The organism is Actinotignum schaalii (assembly GCF_028864145.1).
GTDB lineage: Bacteria > Actinomycetota > Actinomycetes > Actinomycetales > Actinomycetaceae > Actinotignum > Actinotignum schaalii_B.
This window is the reverse complement of the sequence record NZ_JARBHJ010000015.1, coordinates 1-23604: the sequence shown is the minus strand read 5'-3', so window position 1 is coordinate 23604 and position 23604 is coordinate 1. Positions and strand designations below refer to the sequence as shown.

Here is a 23604-nt window from a genome sequence, read left to right as displayed (position 1 = left end):
AATACCCCGGGCCGCCGGGCCGGGGAGTTACCGCTCGGAGCTGAGCCTATCTGCGCGGCTGAGGGCGTAGCGGGCTAGCGCCGTCGTCGTTCCAACCCAGAGTAGCGCGTACACGAAATCCGCAGCTACCGGGGCACGCATCCACTGCACGTGATACGTGAGCGGGTTGCAGCGCGCGATGACCTGAAGGTATGTGGGCGCGGAGCTGAGCTCGTAAAAAAGCGGGGCGGAGAGCACCACCGGCAGCGTGGTGAAAGTGGAGAGCATATCGCGCGCCTCGTAACTATTGACCAGGGCGCCTACCGCGGCGCCCAGGCCCACCCAGCCCCACACAACCAGAAACGCAATAAGCAGCCCCGCCACAAGAGCGGCACCGTCCACGCCGGAGCCGCTCGCAACAGATAAGCCCAGGTAGGCGAGGGCTACCGCTGCGAATTGGACAAGGAAAACAAGGGATGCCACCGCGATAATCGATACGAGATAGCCCCACACCTTCCCGCCCTGCATCATGAAAATCGCGTACACCCCCCCACTTGCGGTCATTGGAGATATCGGAGGTGGCGTAGCCGAAAGCGCGGAACGTGAGAAGGCAGACGATGCCGGTGAAGGCGTAGCTGAGGTAGTTACGGCTCTGCGCGCTGTCGAGCATCCCGGAAATACCGACAACTAGGAATACGAAATATGCCAGCGGTTCGACGATGCGGCCGAGGTAGACGCCGCGCCAATTCCATAGGGAAGCAATATGGTACTTAGTGAGAATAAGTGATTTTTTCATGGGAGCGGGGTTCCTTCTTCTGCTTCTGTGGCTGCAGCGGCTTCCGGATTCTTGGGTGGTTCGAGGGCCTCGAACGCCTGGAGGGCTTCCCACAGGTCGGTGCTGCCAGGGCAATGGGCCATAAACTGCCCTGCGGGCATATCGGCGATAATGCGCCCGCCGCGCAGAGCAATAACCCGGGTGCAATACTCGGAAAACTTAGAGGTCTCGTGCGTGCTGACCAGCACGGTGCGCCCTTCTTCCACCCGGGAGCGCAAGTAGCTGAACACGGTGTCAATGCCGGTGGGATCCAGACCGGTGGTTGGCTCGTCCAGAATCATGAGGCGAGGGTCACCGATAATCGCGCGGGCGATTTGGGTGCGGCGTAATTCCCCGCCGGAAAGGGTTTCCGCGGTGCGGTCAAGGAAACGCGAAAGGCCCAGAACTGCGGCGATGCTTTCAATTTCAGCACGGCGATGCCAACGGTTACCCCGCAGATCAAGGCCCACGAGGATGTTTTGTGCCACGGTCAGGGACCAGTCGATAATCTCGCGCTGCGGGCACCAGCCGATAGCGCTTGCGGCTACGGAATTAGTGACCGTGCCGCGGGTGGGTTTCATGAGCCCACCAAGGATATCGAAGAGCGTGGATTTTCCCGCTCCGTTATGGCCGATAACGGCAACCAATTCTCCCGGATGTAGGGCAAGATTGACGCCGGTCAGGGCCGGTGTTGATTTCTTCGGGTGGATTTTTTCTACCGCGATAGCTTCGAGGATAGGGGTATCCATGAACGCTTACCTCCAAAATATGCAAAGAATGCCATAGGGGATGTGCATACCGGAGAGGCCAAGCTCGCAGGACATGAAAAGCGATACTCGGAAATAGGGCGTTGGAATAACAGGACTACCCGAAATATCTGTATATAAGGTGCCCAAAAGAGTGCCTCGGTTATGCACCGAGACACCTCAAGTGTTTCTGGGGCGCAGCCTCACCGGATGGGGAGGTTTTAGCGTCGGGCACGTACCACGGATACTCTGCTCTCTATCTGTTGATTTTCGTTGAGTGTAGCTTGCCTAGAATCTTTAACCCGCCGAGTCCACGAGCGCCTTTTCCAGCTCAATCGTATTGGTGATCGCGGAGAGTGGCTGGTAGCCGGTGCTCGCGGTGCCGTTGATAATAATCGCCGGGGTACCGCGCAGCCCCAGGGTTTCTAGGCCTAAAGATTCCTGGGCGGCAATAAAGCTGGTGGTTTCGGAGCTGTCACGCGCAGCCCGGAAAGCCTCCACATCCAAGCCTGCCTGGCTGGCGAAAGCATCGAGGTTTTCATCGGAGAACATTGACGCGGCCTTGTCAGGGTCGTGGCCGGCGGCAGCTGCGCCGTCGAAAAGAAGAGCCGAGTATTCCCAGAACTTGCCCTGCAATCCGGCCGCGTGCGCGGCGGCGGCTGCGCGATCACTGGACACGGTGTCCTTGAAAATCGGGACCTGCACGTAAGCCAAGTAAATATCGCCCTTCTTGGCCAGTTCCAGGAGCTGCGGGACGGATTCCGCGTGGAGTTTATTGCAGAAACTGCATGCGTAATCAGAGTAGATCGTGACGTGCACGGGGGCCTTGGGATCCCCGGCGGTTTGCCCGGAGGACGGCTCCAGCTGCGGCAGGGCCTGGAGCTGGGTGCGAATCTCATCGGGCTGAGTGGGAATGTAATCCTGACCGGCCACCCAACCGCGATCCGTGGCGAGCTGGGTATAGCGCGTTTCGACGGGGCCGGGCGCGGTATTCGGGATGGTTCCCGGCGCGCCCTGGGCCGATCCGCCCTGGCCCGGCGCGCCTGCTCCAGGCGTGGCCGGTGCGGTGGCGGTAGTGGTGGGGTGCGGCGCTGCGCTGCCCCCGAAACGCCCGTTGGACGAGCCGAGGGTGAGCAGCACCGCGAAAACCACCAGGGCAATAATCGCCAGCACGGTGATCATCACCCAGAAGCCGCGGCTGCTGGGGTGCTGTTCTTGTTCCCCAGCAGGAACCGCGGGAGGCGCGGAAGGCGGCCACGCCGGGCCGGCTGGGTCAGCACCGGTGCCCGCACTGGGAGCAGCGCCCCCGGCCGCACCGACGCTCGGATCAGGGCCCACGCCCGCATCCGAACCCGCCGCTGCGGGCGCACCGTACTGACCCTGGAACCCAGATTGGCCGCGATCCACGGAGTCAGGAGTTCCCTGGCTCATTATTCCTCCACCCAGCGCTCAATCGTGCGCACGAAATGTTCCGCATCTTCATCAGCGAAGATATCAAAGACCACCAGATTCACATTCGAGCGCGGATTCTGGTGCAGCCACTGCGCCACGGTATCCAACGCAATCCGGGTGGCTTCCGCGAAGGGGAAATGCGAATGGCCGGTGGCCAACGAGCAGAAGGACACCGAGGTAATATCACCCTTGTCCGAAGCCAGATCCAGGCAGCGGGTGTAGCAGCTGGCCAGCGCCGCGCGATCCGCATCCGTCACCTCACCTTCCACCGTGGGCGGCAGGGTGTGGAGCACGTAGCGTGCCGGCAGGCGATACCCGCGGGTCAGCGCCGCTTCGCCCGGTTCCAGTTCGCGATTCGACATCGAGTACAGGGTGGCGCAATCATTGCGCAGCCACGGGCCGGCCTGGCCGTGAATCGCCTGGTCAATAGAGGGCTTATTGTAATCACGATAGCCCAGCAGGTTCGGGCGCGCCCCATTGACCACCGCGTCCACCACGAGTTCCCGCGCATCCCCGCGCCAGATCACGGTTTTATCCCGAGCGGGGTATTCCGATTCCGGCATCATGTCAGAAATACGAGCCAGGTGGCGTGCCTCGGTGCGGCCGAGGTAGCCGGAAAGCCGGTAGAGCAGCACGTCAATCGCGCGTGACACATCCTCATTAACTTCTTCAGGATCACGCTGGATGAGGCGGTGGTTGAGTTCGGTGAAGAGTTCCCGGTCGGTCATTTTCGCCAGGTCGCCATCCAGACCGCCGAAGGCAATCTCAAAAAGTTCCCGGTCGGTGCGCTTCGAGGGGGCGGGCGCGGGCCACTCGTCGTCGAGCTTCAGGGCGTCGCGATATTCAGCTAGGTTGAGCATTATTCTCCTTATTCTGGGTCCGAACAGGGTTCCCTAGTACAAGGGTACCGGGCAGGAACGGTTTTCGTGCGCGTATGCACAGGGCCGGTGGCCTTGCGCGCCCGCCGCCACGCCCTGTGGATAACTGCGCGGAATCCCCGGGATGCGTGGTCGCACCGCCCGGCACGCTACCCTAAAGCTATGACAACCTGGTTAACAACCGCTGAATTGGCTGAACGTTGCGGCACGGATACTTTCACTACCCTCGCCGCCCTCGAACGTTTAGGTTTGGCCGACGGCGCCGCGCCGTCCCCGCTCGCTTCCCGCCACGGTTTAGCTGATGAGGGACGCGAAAGCGGGGTGTTGTGGCACGCGGATTCCGAGCGCTTGCTGCGCGCGGTTGTGGATACTGATGCGGGCGGCACAGCCACCGCGGAGGCCGTGACTAACGAGGTGCAGGGTCTGCTGCCGCTCGCGGGCATGGATGAAGATGAGGGGTACGACGCCGCCGCAGCCAGCCCCGCTCCAGCCTTGGCGCCCGGGAGCGGTAGCCCGGTCGGCAGCCCGCGCCCGGGCTTTGCCGCGGTGCTTGCCACCGATGGGGCGTGCTCGGGGAATCCGGGACCGGGTGGTTGGGCCTGGGTTGAGCAGCTCAGCGGGGCGCGGGATAGCGGAGGAGCGGCCCGCACCACGAATAATATTATGGAGCTGACGGCGCTCATCGAGGGTTTGGAATATGTGGCGGCTCAGCACGGTACCCAAGCGCCGTTGCTTATCCGCGCGGATTCGCAGTACGTCATTAATGTCATGACGAAATGGGCGCGCGGTTGGCGCGCGAAGGGCTGGAAGAAAGCGGACGGGAAGCCGGTGAAGAATCGTGATCTCGTCGAGCGCCTCCTCACGCTGTACGAGTCTCGCACCGGCCGCACCGAAGTAGAATGGGTCAAAGGCCACGCTGGTGATGCCGCCAACGAGCTGGTCGATTCCCTCGCCGTCGCGCGTTCCCGTGAATTCTCCCGCCGCGGCTGACCGCGCGTAGTTCCGTTCGGAAGCCGGAAAACCGGCAGCGAAGAAAGCCATTCAACGGCCCGCGACCTGCTCAAAGCCGCCCTGGCGTGAGTAGATTCTGACTAGAATCCAAGCAGGCTCGCGTTTTCTTGATGATCCGGTAAAGTTATCTCACCAAGACCGGTACCGCTGCTCCTTGGAGTAGTCCAGGGCCGGTCCTCATTTTTTGGCCTATAGGCCCCGGTTGTGGGCCCTATAGGTCTGTAAACCTCAACTGGCCCGCAACAGGATGCAAATCTACACACCATTGTGGCCCGTTTTCTGTTCTGGGCTTGCACTACAAGATCCCGATGTTCCCCAATTTGCATCCTGTGGCCCATCCCCTCGGTACCCAGGTGCCCTAGCCGGCGGGGCGGGGTGTTTTTCCGGGCTGTACTGCAAATGTCGTACACGCGAAGTACAGCCCGGACAACACATGCTCCATCCCCAGATGTTGGTGTGACTGCTGAGGTTTGTGAGATTCTCGCTCCCTTCCGCCCGCTCCCTTCTGCCCGCTAACGTGACGACGTCCGCGCTAGCCGGCGGCTGCGCCGTCGTACCACACGCCCGCGCGCACGGTGCCGCGCAACAGCGCACGCCCACGCGCACCAATCACCTCCTGTCCAGTAGAATCCCTCCATGACTATCGGCCCGATCGCGAAGAAAATCCCTACCGAACGCACTTTCCACGGCGACACCTACGTGGATAATTACGAGTGGCTGCGTGATAAATCCGATCCGGATGTCCGCGCGCTTCTCAACGCCGAAAACGCCTATTTCCGGGAGCAAACCGCGGGTCTGAGCGACCTGCGCGATAACCTCGTGGCCGAATTCAAGGCGCGCACCAAGGAGGCTGACCGCGCACTTCCTTACCGGGTGGGAGACTGGTGGTACTACCGGCGCACTTTCCAGGATCGGCAGTACCCGGCGATGTTCCGCACCCCGGCCCGCGGAGCCGCCCGCCCGGACCTGAATACCTCTTTCCCGGAATTCCCGGTGTGGGACGGTAACGAGCTTGCTCTCGGGGAAGAATTCTTCCTCTGCGGCGGATTCATGCCCTCGCCGGATGGCAAGCTCGGCGCCATGAGCGTGGATTTCACGGGCGATGAGCATTTCACCCTGCGCATTTTCGATATCGAAACCGGCCAGATCGTTGATGATTCCGTGCGCGATATTGGCTACGGCCTAGCCTGGATGGCCGATTCCAGCGCGGTTGCCTACTCGCGCGTGGATGATTCCTGGCGTCAATGGCAGGTCAACCTCCACCGCATCGGCGATTTTAATGACACGGTCCTCTTCCAGGAAAACGACGAGCGTTTCTCCGTTGATCACGAACAGTCCCGCAACGGCAAGTGGATTATTATTCGCTCCGCTTCGGTGACCTCCTCGGATGTGCGTTTTATTTCCACAGAGAATATCGAGCAGCGCGTCAAGGTCTTGGAGCGCCGCGAGGGTTTGGAATACACCGCGGAGCCCGCCGGCGATCAGGTCCTTATCGTCCATAACGCCAACCGCCCCGATTTCGAGGTAGCTTCCGCGCCGCTGCGCACCTCCACCCCGGAAGAGTGGGATCCCATTTTCGTGCCCGCGGAGGGTGAGCGCGTCGATTACGTGGAGGCCTACGCCGGCCACGCCGTTATTTCGATGCGTTCCGAAGGCCAAACGCAGTTGCGGGTTATGCGCCGCGAACGTCCACTTTCTGCCGCCAGCGCTATCGGTTCGGCCCCGTTGGCAACGGCCAGTGCAGATGCCCGCGCGGTTTCGGGGAACGACGCCGCCACCACGGCGCCCGCCCAACCGGCCGCGGCACGTCCCAACCACGGTTGGTGTGCCCCGGTGGCTATCCCCACCGGCGAGGGAAGCTTCGTGGAAACCTACCCGGAGGGCAATTGGTTCACTTCGCGGGTGGTCTTCACGGAGCAGTCCATCCTGGAGCCGCCCACCCAAAAGGCCTTCGACCCGCGCACCGGTGATATTGAGGTGCTGCGCACTCTTGATATCCCGGGTTATGACCCCTCGCTGTACACCCAGGATGCGGTATGGGTGACCGCCCGCGATGGTGTGGAGATCCCCCTCACGGTGGTGCGCCGTGCCGATATCCACCCGGATGGCACCAATCCCGGCTACCTCTACGGTTACGGCAGCTACGAAGTGTCGAACGAGCCCTATTTCTCTATTTACCGCTTGAGCTTGCTCGACCGCGGCGTCGTTATCGGGTGGTCGCATATCCGCGGCGGCGGTGAACTGGGGCGCCGGTGGTACGACGACGGAAAACTCCTCCGCAAGAAAAACACATTTAATGATTTCGTGGATTCGGCGCGGTGGCTTATTGACTCCGGCTGGGTGGCACCTGATCGCCTGGTGGCGGAAGGTGGCAGCGCCGGTGGCCTGCTGATCGGTGCGGCGATCAACCAGGCCCCCGAGCTTTTCCGAGCCGTGCATGCCGCGGTGCCCTTCGTGGATGCGCTGACCACCATTCTTAAACCGGAGCTCCCGCTGACGGTGGGCGAGTGGGAAGAATGGGGTAACCCGGTGGCTTCTCCGGAGGTGTATGCCTATATGAAGGACTACAGCCCGGTGGAGAATGTGCGCGAAGGCGTGCGTTACCCGGCGGTGTTGGCCACCACGTCTCTCAACGATATTCGGGTGCTCTACGTGGAGCCCACGAAGTGGGTCCAGGTGCTGCGCGAGAAAACCAAGCCCAGCCCGGACCGCCCCATTCTGGAGCGCATCGAGATGGTGGCCGGGCACGCCGGGAAAACCGGGCGTTATGACGCCTGGCGGGAGCGCGCCGAAGAGGTAGCGTGGATGCTCGACCAGATCGGCGCTACCGAGGTGTACTAAGCGCGCCGCGCCGCACGTCCGCCGCACGTCCGCCGTGCAACGCGAGCGGCCCGGCCCCGTTACGGCAACGGGGCCGGGCCATGTCGGGCGATCGCGCCGGTTAGCTAATCCCCGCTTCGGCCAGCGCCGCGGACCACGAACCAAAGCGCTGGCGAATCGCGGCCCCGGAGGGATAGGTGCCCTGGTTACCCGAATCGGCCAGCCACTCCACATACCCGTTGTAGCTGACGTTCTTGCCATTGCGCCGCGCCGCGATAGCGTGGCTGCGCAAGGCATCCACATAATCCTGGGTGGTGAATTTCAAAGCACCGCGCTTGCGCCCGCTACTCACCGCCAGCCCGACCGCCTGGAGCGCTTCGTTCCAATACCCGGAGAAACGCTTGATCACGGTTTGCGAGGTGGGCGGCCAGGTGAGTTTTCCGCGCCCGGATTCCGCTCCTGTTAGTTCCGTAACGGCCAGGCGTTCGGCGTCGTACTGCTTTGCCGTGAGGGTGAGCTGCGGATCGGCCGCAATCGCGCTGTGGGCCCGGGCAATGCACGCGAGCACCTCGTCCGCGTCCAGCGCGGAATCCCCGAGCGCCCTGCGCACATCCGCAACCATCTCCGCGTCAAGTGAGGCGACGGGCGCCGCGGCGTCGTCGCCCTCAGTGGTGTGAACACGGCCGAAAACGTAAAGAATCGCGGCCTCGAGGGCGAGGTGCGAGAAACGCGGCGGCAAGCTGCGAGCGCGTGCGCCGCCCGTGGCAGTGCCGTGCCACGGCGAAGTTTCCGCCAGGCGCGCGAGGGTGGCCGTGACCGCGCGGGCGGAAAGGTCGGCGGCCTCGTCGATGCCGATGTGATAGTCGATCCCGGCCTGCGGGCCGCATAGATCCGAGGCGGAGCGGATCGTGAGGAAGGGAATCCCCGCGAGCGCGGCGGTATGCGCGGCGGCGGTCGATTCCATATCGGTGAGCAGGGCGTCCGGGAAACGGGTGCGGGTATCTTCCACGTTCGCGGCCGTGACGAAAGCGTCGGAGGAGAGGACTTCACCGCGCCGCGCATTGTCCGGGACCGCGGCGAGGAGGGCGGCGTCTCCTTCGAAGAATTCGGGTGCGCCGGGAACTTGCCCCGGTGCGTAGCCGAAGACGGTTGCGTCCGCGCGGCCGTAGCGGTAGCGGGTTCCGGCGACGACGTCGCCCACCCGGATATCAGCAGCTAGGCCGCCGGCGGACCCGGCCGAGATAATGACTTCGGGGCGGTAGCGTGACAGTGCCCAGCCGAGCGCGCTCGCGGTGGCGACCAGGCCGATGCCGGTGCGCAGGCAAAGCATTGGGCCGAGGTTGGTGGGTACGTTCACGCCGGATGCCCCGCGTAGCTCGGTGGGGAAGATGGACTGGAGGGATTCGGCGGTGGCCGGTGTGGTGGCGCAGAAAGGTTCGGCGCGTAGGGCGGCGAGGACCGGCACGATTTCTTCGTCTTGAGCTGCGATGATGAGGGCGCGCAGCCGGGTGCCGCCGGGGGCGAGGGAGCGGGCGCGGCTCACTTGGCCATCACCTGTTCCCAGGTCGCGCGCCCGGCGAGCATGGCGGCTACCGCTTCCTGGGCGGCCTTGAGGTTATGGTTGGCTCCCCAGCCGCATTGGACTTCGTTCGCGGCCGGGACTTCGGTGGCGGCTAGGATGTCTCGGAAAGTTTGTTCCACTAGTTCGCAGGTGCCGGGTACGTCCGGTTCGGCGGCGAGCAGCAGGTAGAAGCCGGTTTGGCAGCCCATCGGGGAAAAATCGACCACGGCATCGCTGTGATTGCGCGAGTATTCGGCGAAGGAATGTTCGATGGAGTGGATGACCGGCATGGTCAGGTGCTCTTTATTGGGTTGGCAGAAGCGGATGTCGTATTTGGTGAGGATGTCGCCGTGCGGCAGGTGTTTGATATCGGCAACCCGCACGTAGGGTGCGGAAACTTTCCGGTGGTCGAGATTGAAGGACTCGACGTTCATATGCGGCACGGCTCTTCCCTTCTTTGGAACGCTACTTGTGTGGGCCGGGTATGGGGCCGGGTGTACGGGTCCCGCGCGGGCCTGGCGGAGCTTCGCTGGGCTCTGCTGGGCCTGGCTGGTCCGCCCGGCGTGTTACAAACAACGGCTATTGTATCCAGCTTTGGAAAGTGCGGCGAAGCGGTCTCAGATTCCCAGGAAAATTCCAGCCTTGGTGCATGGTATTTTAGGGAAGCTCCGGTTATATAGAACATGTCAGCGGAAAGCAACGGGAGGCGTGGACCCGTTCCGCTGCCGGGAGACTGGTTATCTCCTGGGGACAGGCTCAGTCGCAGCCAAGATGAACCCGGATGGTTCCCATTCCATCCTCGGTTCTAGCGCGAGAGTCTTGAGAAGGCCGGGGGAGCGTGGACCCCCGGCCTTCGCCATGTCTGCCGCGGGCTGGCTCAGTCCGGCAGGATAACGCGAACGTGGGCGCTAGCCGGATTCCGTTCCGCTTCGGGGAAGAGCGCAAGGGCATCACGCACCAAATCCGGAATATCCTCCGGGTTTTGGCTTTGGGTAAAGAGCCCGGGAACTTCGTCCACCTCGACTACCCACCAGCCGTCCTCGGGGGTAGCGCGTGCAGTGTATGCGCTCATGATTCATTCTCCGCAGCAACGATTTCTTTCAACCGCACCTCACCGGCCGGGTTACCTTCCAGCACCAGGTAGGAGTCGAAGCGCTTGGTCGGGGTTTCGGGAACCAGCTGGGCGGCCTCGCGGCGGTTGCCGCCTAAAATGGCGAACTCATTTCCATCCAGTGCGCACAGAATATCGGTGGCCGCGGCCGGCGTGGTTTCCGCGGGCTCCCCGATCCAGTAGGAGCGCCCACGTTCGCCCGCCGAGGCCTTCGCGTCGCTGCCCGCCGCCGCATCCGCCCGGTTATCCGCAATAAAGGAGGCGTAGGGGAAGTACGTGATCGAGTCCGGCCCGCGCAGCGAACACCCGGCGATCCGGGTATCCGCCGTGAACACACGCCCGGCCAGCTCGCCGGATATCCCGGCCTCCCGCGCCTTCTCCGTTGTTGCGAGCGCTTCCAGCTCGGCGTTTTTCGGTTGCACGACGACGCTGCCATCGGCCAGCGTGTACTCGACCTGATCCTGGACCCACGCGCTTCCGTTCCACGTGAAACGCCCACGCACGCTGGCCTGCCCGGCAAAACTATCCAGCGGCGCCCAGCTCAGGGAAATCTGGTCCGCCCGCATATCCACGACGTCGATTCGGGGAGCATGCGCGCTGCCGTGCCGGTAATCCTCGGGCATGATCTGGGCGACGGGCCGGTTGGCGCCGTCGTACCACGCGAAGGTGACCGACGGAGTTTCCGGCGCAGCTTCGGCCCCAGTGCGGCGGATACTGCTCGTAAAAATCACGCCGCGCACGGGCACCCCGCCCAGGGTGGTGGCGCCCAGATCGTCCATGCGGATTTCGAAGAGGTTTGTGCTTGGGGTGGCGCCGGTGGCTCCCGTGGTGACGGGTGTGCGCGCGGGGGTGCCGCGCTCGGTGTCGTGGAGGAGTGCGGTGCCCTTGGTGAAGGGCACGGTGACCTGGGCGGGTTCTTTGCCGGGGTAGGTGCCATCGCCGTCGCGGACCGCTCGCGCCAGGTAATCGGGGAGTGCCAGGTTTGAGCTGGCCAGGGCCGCGAATTCGGGAGCCGGTGCAGCGGTGGCGGTGCCGCTCGAACCACCGGCGCCGCTGGCGCTCGCGGCCGGCGCGCTGGAATCGGGTGACGCGGCCGAACCGCCAGAATTCGTGCATCCGGCAAGCGTTAGCGCGAAGGCGCTCGCGAGGGCCAGGGCTGCGGGAGTAAATCGTTTCATGGGGTTCTCCTTCGCGGATCGCCGGGCGCGGTGCCCGGATTGTGCAACACTGCACAGTTGTTATTCTATGGGTAGATAGCACTGATATATCCGGGGGTGCGCAATGAAAACAATGACGTATTCAGACTCGCTGAAGAACTACGCGGACGTTTTGCAGTCCGTGGTTGATGACTGTGAACCGGTGATTATTACCCGGAGCGGCCAGGAACCTGCGGTTATCCTATCGCTGGACGAGTACACCTCCCTGCGTGAAACGGTCTACCTCATGCGCTCGCCGCGAAATGCTCGGCGCCTGCTTGATGCGATGGAACAGATTGAGGCGGGCGGGGGAACCGAACATCCACTCTCCGAGGTTGCCGAGTAGTTCGGCGCCTACTCCACCTCAAAATCCCCAACCTTCACCGTGGCCTCCCCGGACGAACACGAATTCATCTGCTCCCCGTGAGAAACGGAATGGATGCTGGTACCCGTGTACCCCACCGCGAGATTGAGTTCCCACACGGTTTTCTCCGGGCACACAATCCCGGGATTGATGGTGTCCACCTCCATTGCGATCCGCTCGCCCGGCTCAAGCACCACATCCGCCCCGGTCGCGCTGTTCGCCGGCGCCGGCTCGGTGAACATATTCCCGTTGGCGCTGATGGGTGTTACCTCGAGCTGTGCCGGAATGAAGCACGGTACCTTGCCGGTATTTTCCACCCGCAACACGTAATACCGATGCCCGGCCGCCCCGTCGCTATCGCCCAGGGTGGTGTCCATTTCCGCGGGCGCGCAGCGGGAGGGCGAATCCGCGCTCGCGGGGGCATGTGCGGGTGCGCTCGCGGCGTTCGGTGGCGCGGATTGCGTGGCGCTGCCCGAACATGCGCCGAATATCAGCGCCGCGGCGCAGGTGACTGTTACAAGCGCCAAACGTTTCATGGTTGCCTCCTCCATGTGGGTGTGCGTACCGGCGTGGGTTTTAGGTACGACGCCGCAGCAGCGGGGCGCCACCCGGCCTACACGCGAACCCTCATCACGCCAGTCTATGACTTAAAAGTAATCTGCGCCACAAAACGGATTGGCGAGGGGTGGTGTGGCATGGGCCGGAAGGCCCGGTCGTAAGTTGAATGGGTAATAATGTGGAAATGAGCAAATAATGGCAATTAACCAATTATCCGCTTATTTACGGGGATTGCGGGCGTGGGGTGGTGAAAATGCGGCAGGATTCCCGAGAAAATCCCAGAAAATTCCAAGCCGAATCTGGCTTTTCTGCCCTTAACTATTACCCGTAAAATCGTGGCCCTGGCAAAGGGTGCCACTCTCACCTAGATGTATATTCCTTGAAAGGATAACGATGAGGTCCCAGACTCACCGCGTCGTCGCTACCGCTCTCACCGCCGGGGTAGCCGTTGCACTTGTTCCGGCCGGCGCCGCGCAGGCCCAGCCGGTTTCCGGGGCGGGCGACGCTCCCGTGGTCGATGCCGCGCGCCCGATGCTCAGCGTGGAGGAAGCCGAACGGAACGTGGCCGAGGCGCAGGCTGAAGTCCAGAATCGCCAGGCGGAACTCGAACAGGTCACCAAGAAGAATTCCACCGCGCAGGATGACCTCAAGAAGGCGGAAAACGCCGCGGCCACAGCTGCTACTGCCGCCCAAGAAGCCGCCGAGAAACTCGGTGCGGCTCAGAAAGAGCGCGATGCCGCGCAGCGCGCCGTTGATGAGGTGAAAGAAGCGGGTGAGGCAGCCAAGAATCAGCTGCAGGAAGCGGGGGCTCAGGCGCAGGATTCTGCCGAGCGTGCTGCCGCCGCAAAAACGAAGCATGATGAAGCGACCGCCGAGCTGGGGCGGGCAACGGAGAAACTCGGGGAACAGCAGAAGCTGGCGCAGCAGAAGGCCGGGGCGGTGGAAGTTGCCACTCAAGCTTTGACCAAGGCTGAGGAAGTTGAAGCTGCTGCCAAGGCGGATGAGAAGCGCTTGGAGCAGGAGGTCAAGGATCTCGCGGAGGCAGAAAAGGCCGCCCAAACGAAGCTTGCCGAGGCGCAGGAGAAGTTGCGCCAGGCCGAAGCGGAGCGCGATGAGGCGCTCAAGAATGATCGCGCGAAGGTTGATGCTGAAACTGGCGCGGTGAATGCCGCGCAGCGGCTTGCCGAGCAGAGGGCCGCGGAGCGTGACGCTGCGCAACAAGAAGCGCAGCGCGCCGAGAAAGAGCAGCAGGTCGCTGCGGGGAAGCTGCAGGCCGCTAACGAAGCCCAGCAAAAAGCGCAGGCTGCGGCTGAAAAAGCTACGCAAGAAGAATCGCGATTAGCTAAGGAACTTCAGGCATTACAGCAGGTGGTTACACAGAAGGCCGCGGCTGCGGAGAAACTCAAGGCTCCGATGGATAATGCGAAAAAGGAGCTTGATAACGCTCAGGGTGAAGTAGCGGCAAAACAACAGGAAATTAGAAAGGTTGAGCTCGCGCTTAAAACCGCGCCAGAGAAAATAAAGGATTCCCTGAATAAGCGTCTCGTGGAACACCGCAAAGATCTCGCTACATTGCAGGCAAAGGTGGCTGAAAAACAAAAGGTATATAACGAGGCCAAACAAAAATACGACGACTTAGCCGCTCGGCGTGATGATGTGGTTACCGAGCATGAGAAGAAGCGAGAAGAGCGCGCTGGCGCCCTGGTGAAAAAGGATAAGGCTGAGCAGGAACTGAAGGAAGCGCAGAAGTCAGTCACGGATCTCAGCGCGAACGTCGCCCGTAAGAAGGCTGCGGCTACCGAAGCGAAAGCCTCGGCTCAGCAAGCGGAGGCAGCGGCAACGCAAGCAGCCACCGATCTGCAAAACGCCCAGCAGAAACTAACCGAGGCGAACGCTGCGCTGGAGAAAGCCAAGGCTGCCCAGGCAGAAAAGGTAACGGCTGCGCAGAGCACACATGATGCCGAGCGTGAGAAGCACGCCGAAGCGGCTAAGAAACTCGCGGATCTCAAAGGGCGGGTGGAGAAGCTAAAGCCACGCTGGGCTGATGCGGAAAAGAAGCTCACCGCGGCGAAGGCGGATGCGAATGCAGCACGCGATGCTGCGGCCCGGGCCGATGAGAGTGTGCGCGTCGCGAATGCGAAGCTGGAGACTGCGCGGGAAGCTGAGAAGGCCAGCGCGCAGGCATTGGATAATGCGCAGCGGGCGGCCACGCAACAGCAAGCTCAGCTGGAGCGTTTGATCACCGAAGCGCAGAAGTACGATGAGCGCGCTGCCACGTTGCAGCGGGCTGCTGAGGCGGCTCGGCTCGCCGGTGAAAAGGCGGATGAGGCACGTGCGGCCCATGACAAGGCAACTCAGGCGGTTACCGCCGCGCGGGAAGTAGCGCAGCAAGCGCAGGCCGCGCAGGTCGAAGCGCAAAAGAAACTGGGTGCGGCGGCGGTTGCCCTGCACGCTGCTGAGCAAGAACTTGCGGCCGCCCGCCAGCAGGACCCGGCCCCGAAGCCGGATATGCCGAAACCGGATGTACCGGGCGTGAAGCCTGCGCCTAAGCCCGATCAGCCGGATACCAAGCCCGACACAAAGCCGAGTGCTCCTGCTACCAAACCTGAAGCTCCCGCCGCGCAGCCCGCGGCACCTCAGGCCCAGCCGAAGGTCCCCGCAACACCGGCTGCCCGCCCTGAAAGCGCAGCTGGCCACCAGGCACCCGCGAAACCGGCACTGGCGGCCTCCGGCAGCGAAGCACTCGGTTCCATTGGTGCGGCCACGCTCCTGTTGCTGGCCGGTGGGGCAGTGGTGCTGGGTCGCTCGCGCGCCCGGCACGTGGCGAAATAACTGAAATAACAGAAGTAATGTGGCGCTTCGCGCCGCGTCAGGGGTGCTGCCCCGCAATGGCAGACACGGGGCAGCATTCCTGAAGAAAACCCAGAAAACTCCAAGTCCGCTCCGGATTTTCTGCCTTTAACTATTCCCCGTACATTCCTCAATCTGGCCTGAGCGCCAGGCTCACCTAGACGAATTCCCTGAAAGGAACACGATGAGGTCCCACACTCACCGCGCCCTCGCGACCGCTCTCACCGCCGGGGTGGCCGTTGCCCTCGTTCCGGCCGGTGCCGCGCAGGCCCAGCCGCTCTCCGGCTCCAGTGCCGCGGCCACGAAGCCGCAAACACAACCCAATATCGCCCAGGCGGAGCAGAAAGTCGCGGCTGCCCGTGCCGCGGTCCAGGCGCACCAGGCGGAGGTGGATCGCCTCGCTGCGCAATCCGCAACCGCGCAGCACGCCTTGAAAGACGCGGAAACCGCCGCCGCGGCAGCTGCCACGGCCTCGAAGAATGCCGCGGAAAAGCTCGGTGCTGCCGAAGCTGAAAAACTGGCCGCCCAGCGCGCCGTCGACGAGGTCAAAGAAGCGGGTACCGCCGCGAAGAATCAACTCCCCACCGCACAGGAAAACGCGAAGGATTCCGTGGCACGAGCCGAGGCCGCTGCCACCGAGCGCGATGCCGCGGCCAAGCACACCCGGCAGGCCGCTGCGAATCTTGAAACCCAGCAGGAAACGCTGTGGGAGAAAACCGCCGCGGTGGAGGCGTCGGCGCAGGCGGTCACGCGCGCGGAGACGGCGGAAGCTAGCGCCCAGGCCGATAAGACTCGCCTGGCTGTGGAGGTCGAAAAACTAGGGGCCGCGGAAGCTGCCGCGAAGGCAAAGCTGGCTGAAGCGGAGGAGAATCTACACCAGGCCGAAGCGGCGCGCGATGCTGCCGTTCGCGGTGAACAGGGGAAGATCGACGGCGCCGCTAGCCAGCTGGCAGGCGCCACCAAGGCTGCGGAAGGCAAGATTGCCGCGCGTGAAACTACCCGCCAGGAAGCCCTGCGCGCTCAGGAGGCTGCCGTGAATGCCGCCCAGGATGTGCAGAAGGCTCAGCAGGTGGTAACTGCAGCTGAGGGGGTAGCGGCCCAGGCGCAGGCGCGGGTAGAGAAGCTGGATGCTGAGCTTGCCCCGCTGGAGGAGAATGTTACGGCCAAGGCCGCTGAAGCGAATCGGCTCGCGAAAGCCAAGGATCGCAAAAAAGCGCTCTGGGAAAAGGCGAAGAACGAAGCCGCAGACCGTGAATTATGGTTGAAGTCATTGGAGCGGGCTGCTAAACAGAACCCAACACTCAAGGAGGCTCTGGAGCAACAGCGCCACGAGGTTGAGGAACTCCAGGCCGAGGCTGCCGCCAAGGAAAAGGAGTACAACAAGGCCGAACAGGATCACGAGGTAGCTGTTACGGAGCGCGATGCCGCGATCAACCTGCGTGATGCGAAGAAGGCGGAGCGTGATGGCGCCGTCGTCGAACAGAATAAGGCGGAGCAGCAGCTGCAGGAGGCGCGGGAGGTGACCGCGCAGCGTGCCGAGGCTCAGACCCGCGCGCAGGCGGAGCTCCAGCGCAAGGAGGAGGCGGCGCGGAACGCGGCCACGCAGGCCGGCCAGGCGGAGCAGGCCGTGCGAGAAGCGCAGGAAAAGCTCGCGGCCACGCAGGCGGAGGTTGATGCGGCGACGTCCGGTGCGAAGGAAGCGGCCCAGCGCGCCAAGACGGAGCGGGATGCGGCGCAGGAGCGTCACACGGAGGCGGCCACGCAGCTCGCCGGCGCGAAGGGTAAGACCGCCGGGTTGGAGGCGCGCCACGCGGAGGCGGCGGCCCAGCACGCGGAGGCGAAGCGGGAGCTGGCGGCGGCTCGGGAGGCCATGACTCAGGCCGAACGGGGTGTGCAGACCGCGAACGCGCAGCTGGAAGCCGCACGAACCGCTGAAGCGGAGAAAGTGAAAGCTGCGGAAAATGCGCAGCGAGCGGCCGCGCACCAGCAGGCTGAGCTGGAACGCTTGATCTCCGAGGCGCAAAAATACGATGAGCGTTCGGCTCGGTTGCAGCAGGCCACCGAGGCCGCGCGGCTTGCCGGTGAAGTAGCCGAAGAAGCGCGGGCCGCGCAGGAGAAAGCTACCGCCGCGGTGACTGCCGCGCAGGAAGGATTGCGGCAGGCCCAGGCCGCGCAGGAACAGGCGGAGCAGAGGCTCGGCGCGGCACGCGTGGCTGCGCACGCGGCTGAGCAGGAACTCGCCGCCGCGCGCCAGCAGGACCCGGCAGCGAAGAACCCGCCCGCGGCCACGGGCGCGGCAACAGCGACGGGCACACCCGCGGCGAACAGCGCAGCTCCCGTGACGAAAGGCGCGGCGACCGCTCAAAAACTCCCCGACACCGGCAGCGATACCAGCGGCGCCATTGGTGCAGCCACGCTTCTACTGCTGGCCGGAGGTGCCGCGGTGGCTATGCGCGCTCGCGGCCGGCGCTCAGACTCCTGAGAAAATCCCAGTTAATTTCAAGACGAATCTGGACTTTGTCGCATTAACTTATCGCATCACACAGCAGAGCTGGCACAGGGCCAGTCTCGCCCGGATGCATTTCCTCGAAAGGATGACCATGAGGACCCATACTCACCGAGCCCTCGCCGCCGCTCTCACAGCGGGAGTAGCGGTGGCGCTGCTACCGGCCGGCGCAGCCATTGCGCAGCCGGTGCAGAATAACGACGACGCCCGCGCGGCTACCGCCGCGCGCCCCGCGCCCGGCCTTGCCGAAGCGGAAAAGAAGGTGGCGGCTGCCCAAGAAACAGTGGCGGCGCGCCAAGCCGACGTTGATCGACTCACCGCAGCTGCCACTGAAGCGAAAAAGAAAGCTGCGGAAGCGGAGGCGGCCGCGGTGCAAACTCAAGCTGGTGTGGCGCAGAGCGAAAAGCAGTTCGCTGATGCCACAAAAGCGGCAGAAGCGGCCCAGCAGGCAGCGGATCAGGTGAGCGAGGCGGGGAAGGCTGCGAAGGGCCAGCTCCGGCAGGCGGCTGATAAAGCCCAAGAATCCGCCGACCAAGCTGCCGCCGCGCAGATTGCCTACGAGAAAGCGGAAGCGGCTGCGCGGCAAGCCGCGGGCGGCGTCGCCGGAAAAGAAGCTGAGCTTAAGGAAAAGGCCGCGGCTGCGCAGGCGGCCGGTGACGCGGTGACGAAGGCGCGCGAGGCGGATGCGGCGGCTCGTTCGGAGAAGGAACGGCTCGGCAAGGAAGTCGCGGAGCTTAAGCAGCAGGAAAGCGCGGCGCTGGAAGCGCTGGTGCAGGCCGAGGCGGAGTTGGAACAGGCGAAGGCCAAACGCGATGAAGTAGTCAAGGCCGAAGTAGAGAAGGTCCGTAAGGAATCGGATGCGGTTCGGGCTGCGCAGGATGAGGTGAAGGCGAAGGACGCGCTGAAAGAGAGCGCGGCCACGGAGGCCGGCAAGGCGCAAGAAGCTATGGTCACCGCCACCGAAGCTGATCAGGCTGCAAAGAAGGCCGTGACCGAAGCTGAGGCGGCCAAAGCAGAAGCGGAGCGCCTGGCGGCGGAGCTGGACGCCGAGGCCAAGAAACTCGAACAGGCTGAGGGACCGCTTACGATTCAAGTAACCGAAAAGGAAGCGGCCGTAAAGAAAGCCGAGAGCGCTCTCGCGGATGCTCAAACACGCGAAAAGATCCTGAGCGAACAGCTCGAAAATCTCGAGAAGTTGGATCCGGAAGATGTGAAGGACCTTCTAGCTACTCTGAAGCAAAAAATTGCTGACGCACAGAAGGTAACCGAGCAAAAGAAGCAGGCTCTCGAAGCTGCGAAGAAAGCTCATGCAGATGCAGTGGCAAAGCTGGAAGCCGCGCGTAACACCACACAGCAGAAACAAGCTGAGCGCGACAAGGCCGTAACTGCAAAGGAACAAGCTGCACAGCAAGTACAGCAGGCGCAGGCCACCGCGGAGCAACGGGCACAGGATCTCGTGACTGCGAAAGCCGAGTCTGAAAAGGCTACTCAAAAAGCAATGGAGGCAGCAAAAGAGGTTGCCGCTGCACAGGAGGCACTGGCCACTGCGGAAGCCAAACTCAACGCCGCCACGGCTGCTCAGCAAGAAGCCCTCCAAGAGGCTGATGCTCTGCTGGGCAAGGCACAGGGTGCGCGTGATACCGCGCGGGATACCGCTGGAGAAGCTACCAAGAAGCGCATTGGGCTCGAGGAACGCGTAGCGGAGCTGGAGCCGACCTGGGCAGACGCTACCGCGAAGCTCGCGCAGGCGGAAAAGGATGTGACCGCCGCGCAAACTGCCGCGCAGGCCGCGCAACAGGAAGTTACCCAGGCAAAGGCTGCCGCGGATAAGGCGCGTGAAGCGGCTGCGGAAGCGCTGCGCACTCTCAATGCTGCGCGTGCCACCGCCGCTGAACACCAGGCGACGCTAACCCGACTGGCCAATGCTTCGAATGAGCACGACGAACGGCAGTGGGATGTTCGGCTAGCTACGGAGAAGGCACGGGCGGCTGAAGGCGCACTGCAAAGCGCCCAGGATGCTCACGGTAAGGCAACGCTCGCGCTCGAGGCGGCTCGTGAAGCGGAAGAGGTTGCGTTGAAAGCCCAGGAGGAGGCACAACAGCAGCTGACCGCGGCCAACCTTGCCTTGCAGGCCGCCCAGCGAGATCTGGAATTGGCCCGTCAGCAGGCCCCAACTCCGGAGCAGAAGCCGGGGCAGGTACCCGATGCGTCGTCGCCCCAGCCTTCCGGCAATCCCGCAGCAAAGTATTCCGCGGCAGGGAATAAAACAACTACCGCAAAGCGAGCTGTGGCGATGAACGCGGCTCCCGCGCAGAAGCTCCCCGAAACCGGAAGCGATATGAGCGGCGCTATCGGCGCGGCAACGCTGCTGCTGGTGGCCGGCGGCGCGGTGGCTTTCGGTCGTTCTCGCGCGCGGCACGCGGTGAAGTAGCGGTGTGCAGACATTAGGCGACAGTGCCTCAAAACCGCGTATTGCGAATAGGTGCCCCACCCGGCCAGTATCGGTTCTGGCTCCGGGCGGGGCACCTTATTTTCACGGCTGTACTTCGATTGTGTTACAGATGCAGTACAGCTCAAAACACATATATGCCTGCCCGCGCTGGGTTCGGCAAGGCGGAGACCGCGCGATACAAGCCTCGCGCCGGGTTCCGCCGCGCCGTCGCACCACGCGCCCACCCCGCCGCGCAAACCAGCCCGCAGGATACCACCACCGCCCTGCGCCCCATCCGCCACGTCCACCAGGTATTTCACCATGCGTTCCACTTTTGAATCCGTGCGATAGCGCGTCTACCATTGTCACGCGGCGTTTTGGCGCCGTACGACTTTGATCTATCCGAAAGAGAACGAAAAGAGAAGGAAGTCATGCCACGCACTAGTTTTGGCAGCGCCGGCCACGGCGCATCCACCACCGCCCGCACCTCGCTCGCGAAGTGCGTTGCCGCCATGGGGTCCTTGGCGATTCTTGCGGGGATGATGGGGGCATGCACCAAGAGTAGTGATGAGGCGGCAGCCACCTCCGCTCCCGCGGCCAGCTCCGCAGCTCCGGCTACTAGCTCCGCCGTCGTCACTCCCGCCGCTTCGGAAACCCCGCCGGAAAAGCTCCCGGCCGTTATCCCCAACCCGGCGCACCCGCAAAGCGCAACCGAACTTCTCGGTACCCTGACCGTTGCCGAGCCTTCCGCCACCGACAAAGCCGATCCGGCGAAGTTCGGTCCCGATGCCGCTGAGGCAAACGAAGACGCATGTAACGTCTACACGGACGTGCTGCGCCGCGACCTCGTGAACGTCGGCGTGCAGCCGGGCACCTCCGGGTGCGGCATCGCCTACGGCACCCTGGTGGATAGCTACACCGGGAATATGGTTGACTACGCGCGGCCCGAAGCGGGAACCAAGACCGTGGTGGTGGACCGCATCGTCAGCCTCGATAACGCCTGGGCTTCGGGCGCCAACCAGTTCACGGACGAGCAGCGCGCCGCCTTCGCCAGCGACCCGCGCAATATGCAGGCCGTCTCCGCGGACCAGGCCAAGGAGAAGGCCGGGCGTTCCGCCGCCGAATGGGTCCCCGCGAATAAGAGCTTCACCTGCCAATATGTGGCGCGCCAGATCGGCGTGAAGGCTACCTACGGGCTGACCGTCACCCAGGCCGAACACGATGCTTTCGCCCAGTACCTCCAGACCTGCCCGAACCAGCTGGTCCCCGGTTGGGAAGGCCCGGCAGGCAAGTAACAAGTAATAATTAACATAACGGTGATCGCGCCGGCACCCGCGGCGCGGCACAAAAGTGGCCGGGGGCGCGCAGCTCCCGGCCACTTGCCGTATGATCACAAACGGTGCGTCACCAGCAACCGGAAGGACATGTATGACCTCGCGTTTACGGCTCAACCCCGATTTCGACGACGCCGCGCATACCCTTCCGGTCTCCCTCAGCGAACGTCCCACCGCCACCCCGCGCGCCGCCCTCCCGGCCGCTATCCTCGCCGGCGAAACCACCACCGGGGAATCCGGGGAGGAGGAAAACCGCGCGAATCCCCTGGGTGTCTGCGATATGTTCCGGGTGGGGATAGGCCCGTCGTCGTCGCATACCGTGGGACCCATGCGCGCCGGGCTGCATTTCGCAACGCTGCTGGCCGCCCGCGCTCCGGGCGCTCGCATCACGAGCCTGCGCGTGGATCTTTTCGGTTCCCTGGCCGCCACCGGACGCGGGCATAATACCGACCGCGCGGTGCTCCTTGGGCTATCCGGCTACAGCCCGGAAAATGTGTCCATCGCGGTGGTGGACGGTATGGAAGCCGCTATCGACACCTCCGGAACCCTCACCGTGCCCGGTTTCGCCCCCACACCGTTCGTGCGTGAGCGCGATATTATTTTCCGTCCCCGCGATATTTTGCCCTACCACGTTAATGCGCTGACGCTGCGCGCCTGGGCGGGCGAGGACCTCCTTGCCGAACACACCTATTATTCGGTGGGCGGCGGTTTCGTGATGGAAGAGCTGGGCGATCCGGCAGAACCGCGGGTGGCGCCACTCGCCACCGAAGAACAGGCCGACGCCGCCCAGACCGCCGTCCCCTACCCATTTTTCACCGCCGCACAGCTGCTGGAGCTCTGTTCCGAAACGGGCATGCGCATCTCTGAACTCGCGCTCGCTAACGAAACCGCGCTGCGCCCACACCGGGCCGTTATTGCTCATATGGATCGGGTACACGCGGTTATGGGCGAGGCCATTAAAGCCGGTATTGCCACGGAGGGCACTCTTCCGGGCGGGCTGCGCGTGAAGCGGCGCGCCCCCGGGCTGGCCCGCGAGCTGGAAGAAAAAACCGCGGCGGGGCACCGTGCGGATCAGCTGGAAGCGCTCGGGTGGGTCAATCTTTTCGCCCTGGCCATCAACGAAGAAAATGCGGCCGGCCACCGGATTGTCACCGCGCCGACGAACGGCGCGGCCGGCGTCGTTCCCGCGGTCCTCACGTACTATGAACGTTTTGTGCCCGGTGCCACCCGCGAGGGGATGTATAACTTCTTGCTGGCCGGGGCGGCCATCGGCGGCATTATTAAAACGAATGCGTCCATTGCCGGGGCGGAAGTGGGCTGCCAGGGGGAGGTTGGTTCGGCCTCCGCGATGGCGGCCGCAGGTTTTGCGGAGGCCCTGGGCGGCACCCCGGCCCAGGTGGAAAACGCAGCGGAAATTGCTATGGAGCACTCCCTCGGCCTCACCTGCGATCCGGTGGGCGGTCTGGTGCAAATCCCGTGCATCGAACGCAATGCCATGGCGGCGGTCAAATCTATTAATGCGGCCTATATCGCGCTGTGGGGCGACGGCTCCCATACCGTCTCCTTCGATACCGTGGTGGAAACTATGCGCCAAACCGGGATGGATATGCTTTCCAAATACAAGGAGACCTCGGAGGGCGGGCTCGCCGTCAATGTGGTGGAGTGCTAACGGGCCCGGTCCGCGGCGCTAGGTGAAACTGCGTGAAGGGGCGCGAAATTGCCCGGTGCGGGGTCCGAAACTAGCCGGAGCGCTCCTGAAATGTGACGTAGCGCAAGCCCTGTACAGTCCCATTAGGCGGAACTTAGTTCTATAATAGAGATATGAACGGCTGCCGCGGCATGCCGCCCATTCGGGGTAGCTGGCCGCGCGCCACTGACAAGAGGTTGGAATGTTTTCTGGTGTGTATTGCCCGTCGGTCACGTTGATCGATGATTCGGGTGCGATTGATTATCCGGCGATGGCTGCCCATATTGATCGTCTTGCCGAGTCCGA

General features: G+C 63.5%; 17 protein-coding genes. 8 read left to right on the top strand and 9 right to left on the bottom strand.

Features of this window, described 5'->3' with window-relative positions; all coding sequences use genetic code 11:
• Nucleotides 1-27: 27 nt before the first annotated feature.
• The 4 genes from PWJ82_RS04530 to PWJ82_RS04515 form a co-directional block, all read right to left on the bottom strand.
• Nucleotides 28-543 carry an ABC transporter permease gene (locus PWJ82_RS04530; RefSeq protein WP_274735527.1) on the bottom strand — a complete coding sequence of 172 codons (516 nt, stop codon included), beginning with the start codon at nucleotides 541-543 and terminating at the stop codon, nucleotides 28-30.
• 228 nt (nucleotides 544-771) lie between these two features.
• Nucleotides 772-1542, bottom strand: a complete 771-nt coding sequence (locus tag PWJ82_RS04525) for an ABC transporter ATP-binding protein (RefSeq protein WP_274732484.1) — start codon at nucleotides 1540-1542, stop codon at nucleotides 772-774.
• Nucleotides 1543-1836: 294 nt separating this feature from the next.
• A complete protein-coding gene (locus tag PWJ82_RS04520) occupies nucleotides 1837-2970 on the bottom strand; it encodes a DsbA family protein (protein ID WP_274732483.1) in 1134 nt (377 codons plus the stop codon).
• A complete protein-coding gene (locus PWJ82_RS04515) occupies nucleotides 2970-3851 on the bottom strand; it encodes a macro domain-containing protein (RefSeq protein ID WP_274732482.1) in 882 nt (293 codons plus the stop codon). The genes PWJ82_RS04520 and PWJ82_RS04515 overlap by 1 nt, the downstream gene beginning before the upstream one ends.
• Nucleotides 3852-4031: 180 nt before the next feature.
• On the opposite strand from PWJ82_RS04515, the gene PWJ82_RS04510 reads away from it, so the two are divergent.
• Nucleotides 4032-4859: a ribonuclease H family protein gene (locus PWJ82_RS04510; protein WP_274732481.1), complete on the top strand. Its 828-nt coding sequence runs from the start codon at nucleotides 4032-4034 to the stop codon at nucleotides 4857-4859.
• Between the two features lie 657 nt (nucleotides 4860-5516).
• A complete protein-coding gene (locus tag PWJ82_RS04505; protein ID WP_274735526.1) occupies nucleotides 5517-7721 on the top strand; it encodes a S9 family peptidase in 2205 nt (734 codons plus the stop codon).
• 100 nt (nucleotides 7722-7821) lie between these two features.
• On the opposite strand, the gene mtnN is transcribed toward PWJ82_RS04505, so the two are convergent.
• The 4 genes from mtnN to PWJ82_RS04485 all read right to left on the bottom strand — a co-directional run bounded on the left by mtnN (nucleotide 7822) and on the right by PWJ82_RS04485 (nucleotide 11550).
• Nucleotides 7822-9243: a 5'-methylthioadenosine/S-adenosylhomocysteine nucleosidase gene (gene mtnN, locus PWJ82_RS04500; protein WP_274735525.1), complete on the bottom strand. Its 1422-nt coding sequence runs from the start codon at nucleotides 9241-9243 to the stop codon at nucleotides 7822-7824.
• Nucleotides 9240-9695 carry an S-ribosylhomocysteine lyase gene (locus PWJ82_RS04495; protein ID WP_416341872.1) on the bottom strand — a complete coding sequence of 152 codons (456 nt, stop codon included), beginning with the start codon at nucleotides 9693-9695 and terminating at the stop codon, nucleotides 9240-9242. The genes mtnN and PWJ82_RS04495 overlap by 4 nt, the downstream gene beginning before the upstream one ends.
• A gap of 443 nt (nucleotides 9696-10138) precedes the next feature.
• The gene (locus tag PWJ82_RS04490) at nucleotides 10139-10333 is read right to left on the bottom strand and encodes a type II toxin-antitoxin system HicB family antitoxin (RefSeq protein WP_016442107.1); all 195 of its coding nucleotides are present in this window, start codon (nucleotides 10331-10333) and stop codon (nucleotides 10139-10141) included.
• Nucleotides 10330-11550 (bottom strand): hypothetical protein, encoded by a 1221-nt coding sequence (locus PWJ82_RS04485; protein ID WP_274735521.1) that lies wholly within the window; start codon nucleotides 11548-11550, stop codon nucleotides 10330-10332. The genes PWJ82_RS04490 and PWJ82_RS04485 overlap by 4 nt, the downstream gene beginning before the upstream one ends.
• A gap of 112 nt (nucleotides 11551-11662) precedes the next feature.
• Here PWJ82_RS04485 and PWJ82_RS04480 point away from each other — a divergent pair, with 112 nt between their 5' ends.
• Nucleotides 11663-11914: a type II toxin-antitoxin system Phd/YefM family antitoxin gene (locus PWJ82_RS04480; RefSeq protein WP_311373507.1), complete on the top strand. Its 252-nt coding sequence runs from the start codon at nucleotides 11663-11665 to the stop codon at nucleotides 11912-11914.
• A gap of 8 nt (nucleotides 11915-11922) precedes the next feature.
• Here the strand turns inward: PWJ82_RS04480 and PWJ82_RS04475 are convergent, their stop codons facing one another.
• Nucleotides 11923-12468: a DUF4232 domain-containing protein gene (locus tag PWJ82_RS04475; RefSeq protein ID WP_274732475.1), complete on the bottom strand. Its 546-nt coding sequence runs from the start codon at nucleotides 12466-12468 to the stop codon at nucleotides 11923-11925.
• 415 nt (nucleotides 12469-12883) lie between these two features.
• Between PWJ82_RS04475 and PWJ82_RS04470 the strand changes: the two genes are divergently transcribed.
• The 5 genes from PWJ82_RS04470 to PWJ82_RS04450 all read left to right on the top strand — a co-directional run bounded on the left by PWJ82_RS04470 (nucleotide 12884) and on the right by PWJ82_RS04450 (nucleotide 23280).
• A complete protein-coding gene (locus PWJ82_RS04470; protein WP_274732474.1) occupies nucleotides 12884-15322 on the top strand; it encodes a hypothetical protein in 2439 nt (812 codons plus the stop codon).
• A 202-nt stretch (nucleotides 15323-15524) separates the two neighbouring features.
• Nucleotides 15525-17822 carry an LPXTG cell wall anchor domain-containing protein gene (locus tag PWJ82_RS04465; protein WP_274732473.1) on the top strand — a complete coding sequence of 766 codons (2298 nt, stop codon included), beginning with the start codon at nucleotides 15525-15527 and terminating at the stop codon, nucleotides 17820-17822.
• Between the two features lie 118 nt (nucleotides 17823-17940).
• A complete protein-coding gene (locus tag PWJ82_RS04460; protein WP_274735519.1) occupies nucleotides 17941-20277 on the top strand; it encodes an LPXTG cell wall anchor domain-containing protein in 2337 nt (778 codons plus the stop codon).
• Nucleotides 20278-20708: 431 nt separating this feature from the next.
• The gene (locus PWJ82_RS04455) at nucleotides 20709-21572 is read left to right on the top strand and encodes a GmrSD restriction endonuclease domain-containing protein (protein ID WP_274735517.1); all 864 of its coding nucleotides are present in this window, start codon (nucleotides 20709-20711) and stop codon (nucleotides 21570-21572) included.
• 133 nt (nucleotides 21573-21705) lie between these two features.
• Complete coding sequence (locus tag PWJ82_RS04450; protein WP_274735516.1) at nucleotides 21706-23280, top strand: L-serine ammonia-lyase; 1575 nt, start codon at nucleotides 21706-21708, stop codon at nucleotides 23278-23280.
• The last annotated feature ends 324 nt before the right edge of the window (nucleotides 23281-23604 follow it).

Coding starts and splice junctions, on each gene's coding strand:
- PWJ82_RS04530 (WP_274735527.1), bottom strand. CDS start 543: ATGACCGCAAGTGGGGGGGTGTACGCGATTTTCATGATGCAGGGCGGG.
- PWJ82_RS04525 (WP_274732484.1), bottom strand. CDS start 1,542: ATGGATACCCCTATCCTCGAAGCTATCGCGGTAGAAAAAATCCACCCG.
- PWJ82_RS04520 (WP_274732483.1), bottom strand. CDS start 2,970: ATGAGCCAGGGAACTCCTGACTCCGTGGATCGCGGCCAATCTGGGTTC.
- PWJ82_RS04515 (WP_274732482.1), bottom strand. CDS start 3,851: ATGCTCAACCTAGCTGAATATCGCGACGCCCTGAAGCTCGACGACGAG.
- PWJ82_RS04510 (WP_274732481.1), top strand. CDS start 4,032: ATGACAACCTGGTTAACAACCGCTGAATTGGCTGAACGTTGCGGCACG.
- PWJ82_RS04505 (WP_274735526.1), top strand. CDS start 5,517: ATGACTATCGGCCCGATCGCGAAGAAAATCCCTACCGAACGCACTTTC.
- PWJ82_RS04495 (WP_416341872.1), bottom strand. CDS start 9,695: ATGAACGTCGAGTCCTTCAATCTCGACCACCGGAAAGTTTCCGCACCC.
- PWJ82_RS04490 (WP_016442107.1), bottom strand. CDS start 10,333: ATGAGCGCATACACTGCACGCGCTACCCCCGAGGACGGCTGGTGGGTA.
- PWJ82_RS04485 (WP_274735521.1), bottom strand. CDS start 11,550: ATGAAACGATTTACTCCCGCAGCCCTGGCCCTCGCGAGCGCCTTCGCG.
- PWJ82_RS04480 (WP_311373507.1), top strand. CDS start 11,663: ATGACGTATTCAGACTCGCTGAAGAACTACGCGGACGTTTTGCAGTCC.
- PWJ82_RS04475 (WP_274732475.1), bottom strand. CDS start 12,468: ATGAAACGTTTGGCGCTTGTAACAGTCACCTGCGCCGCGGCGCTGATA.
- PWJ82_RS04470 (WP_274732474.1), top strand. CDS start 12,884: ATGAGGTCCCAGACTCACCGCGTCGTCGCTACCGCTCTCACCGCCGGG.
- PWJ82_RS04465 (WP_274732473.1), top strand. CDS start 15,525: ATGAGGTCCCACACTCACCGCGCCCTCGCGACCGCTCTCACCGCCGGG.
- PWJ82_RS04460 (WP_274735519.1), top strand. CDS start 17,941: ATGAGGACCCATACTCACCGAGCCCTCGCCGCCGCTCTCACAGCGGGA.
- PWJ82_RS04455 (WP_274735517.1), top strand. CDS start 20,709: ATGCCACGCACTAGTTTTGGCAGCGCCGGCCACGGCGCATCCACCACC.
- PWJ82_RS04450 (WP_274735516.1), top strand. CDS start 21,706: ATGACCTCGCGTTTACGGCTCAACCCCGATTTCGACGACGCCGCGCAT.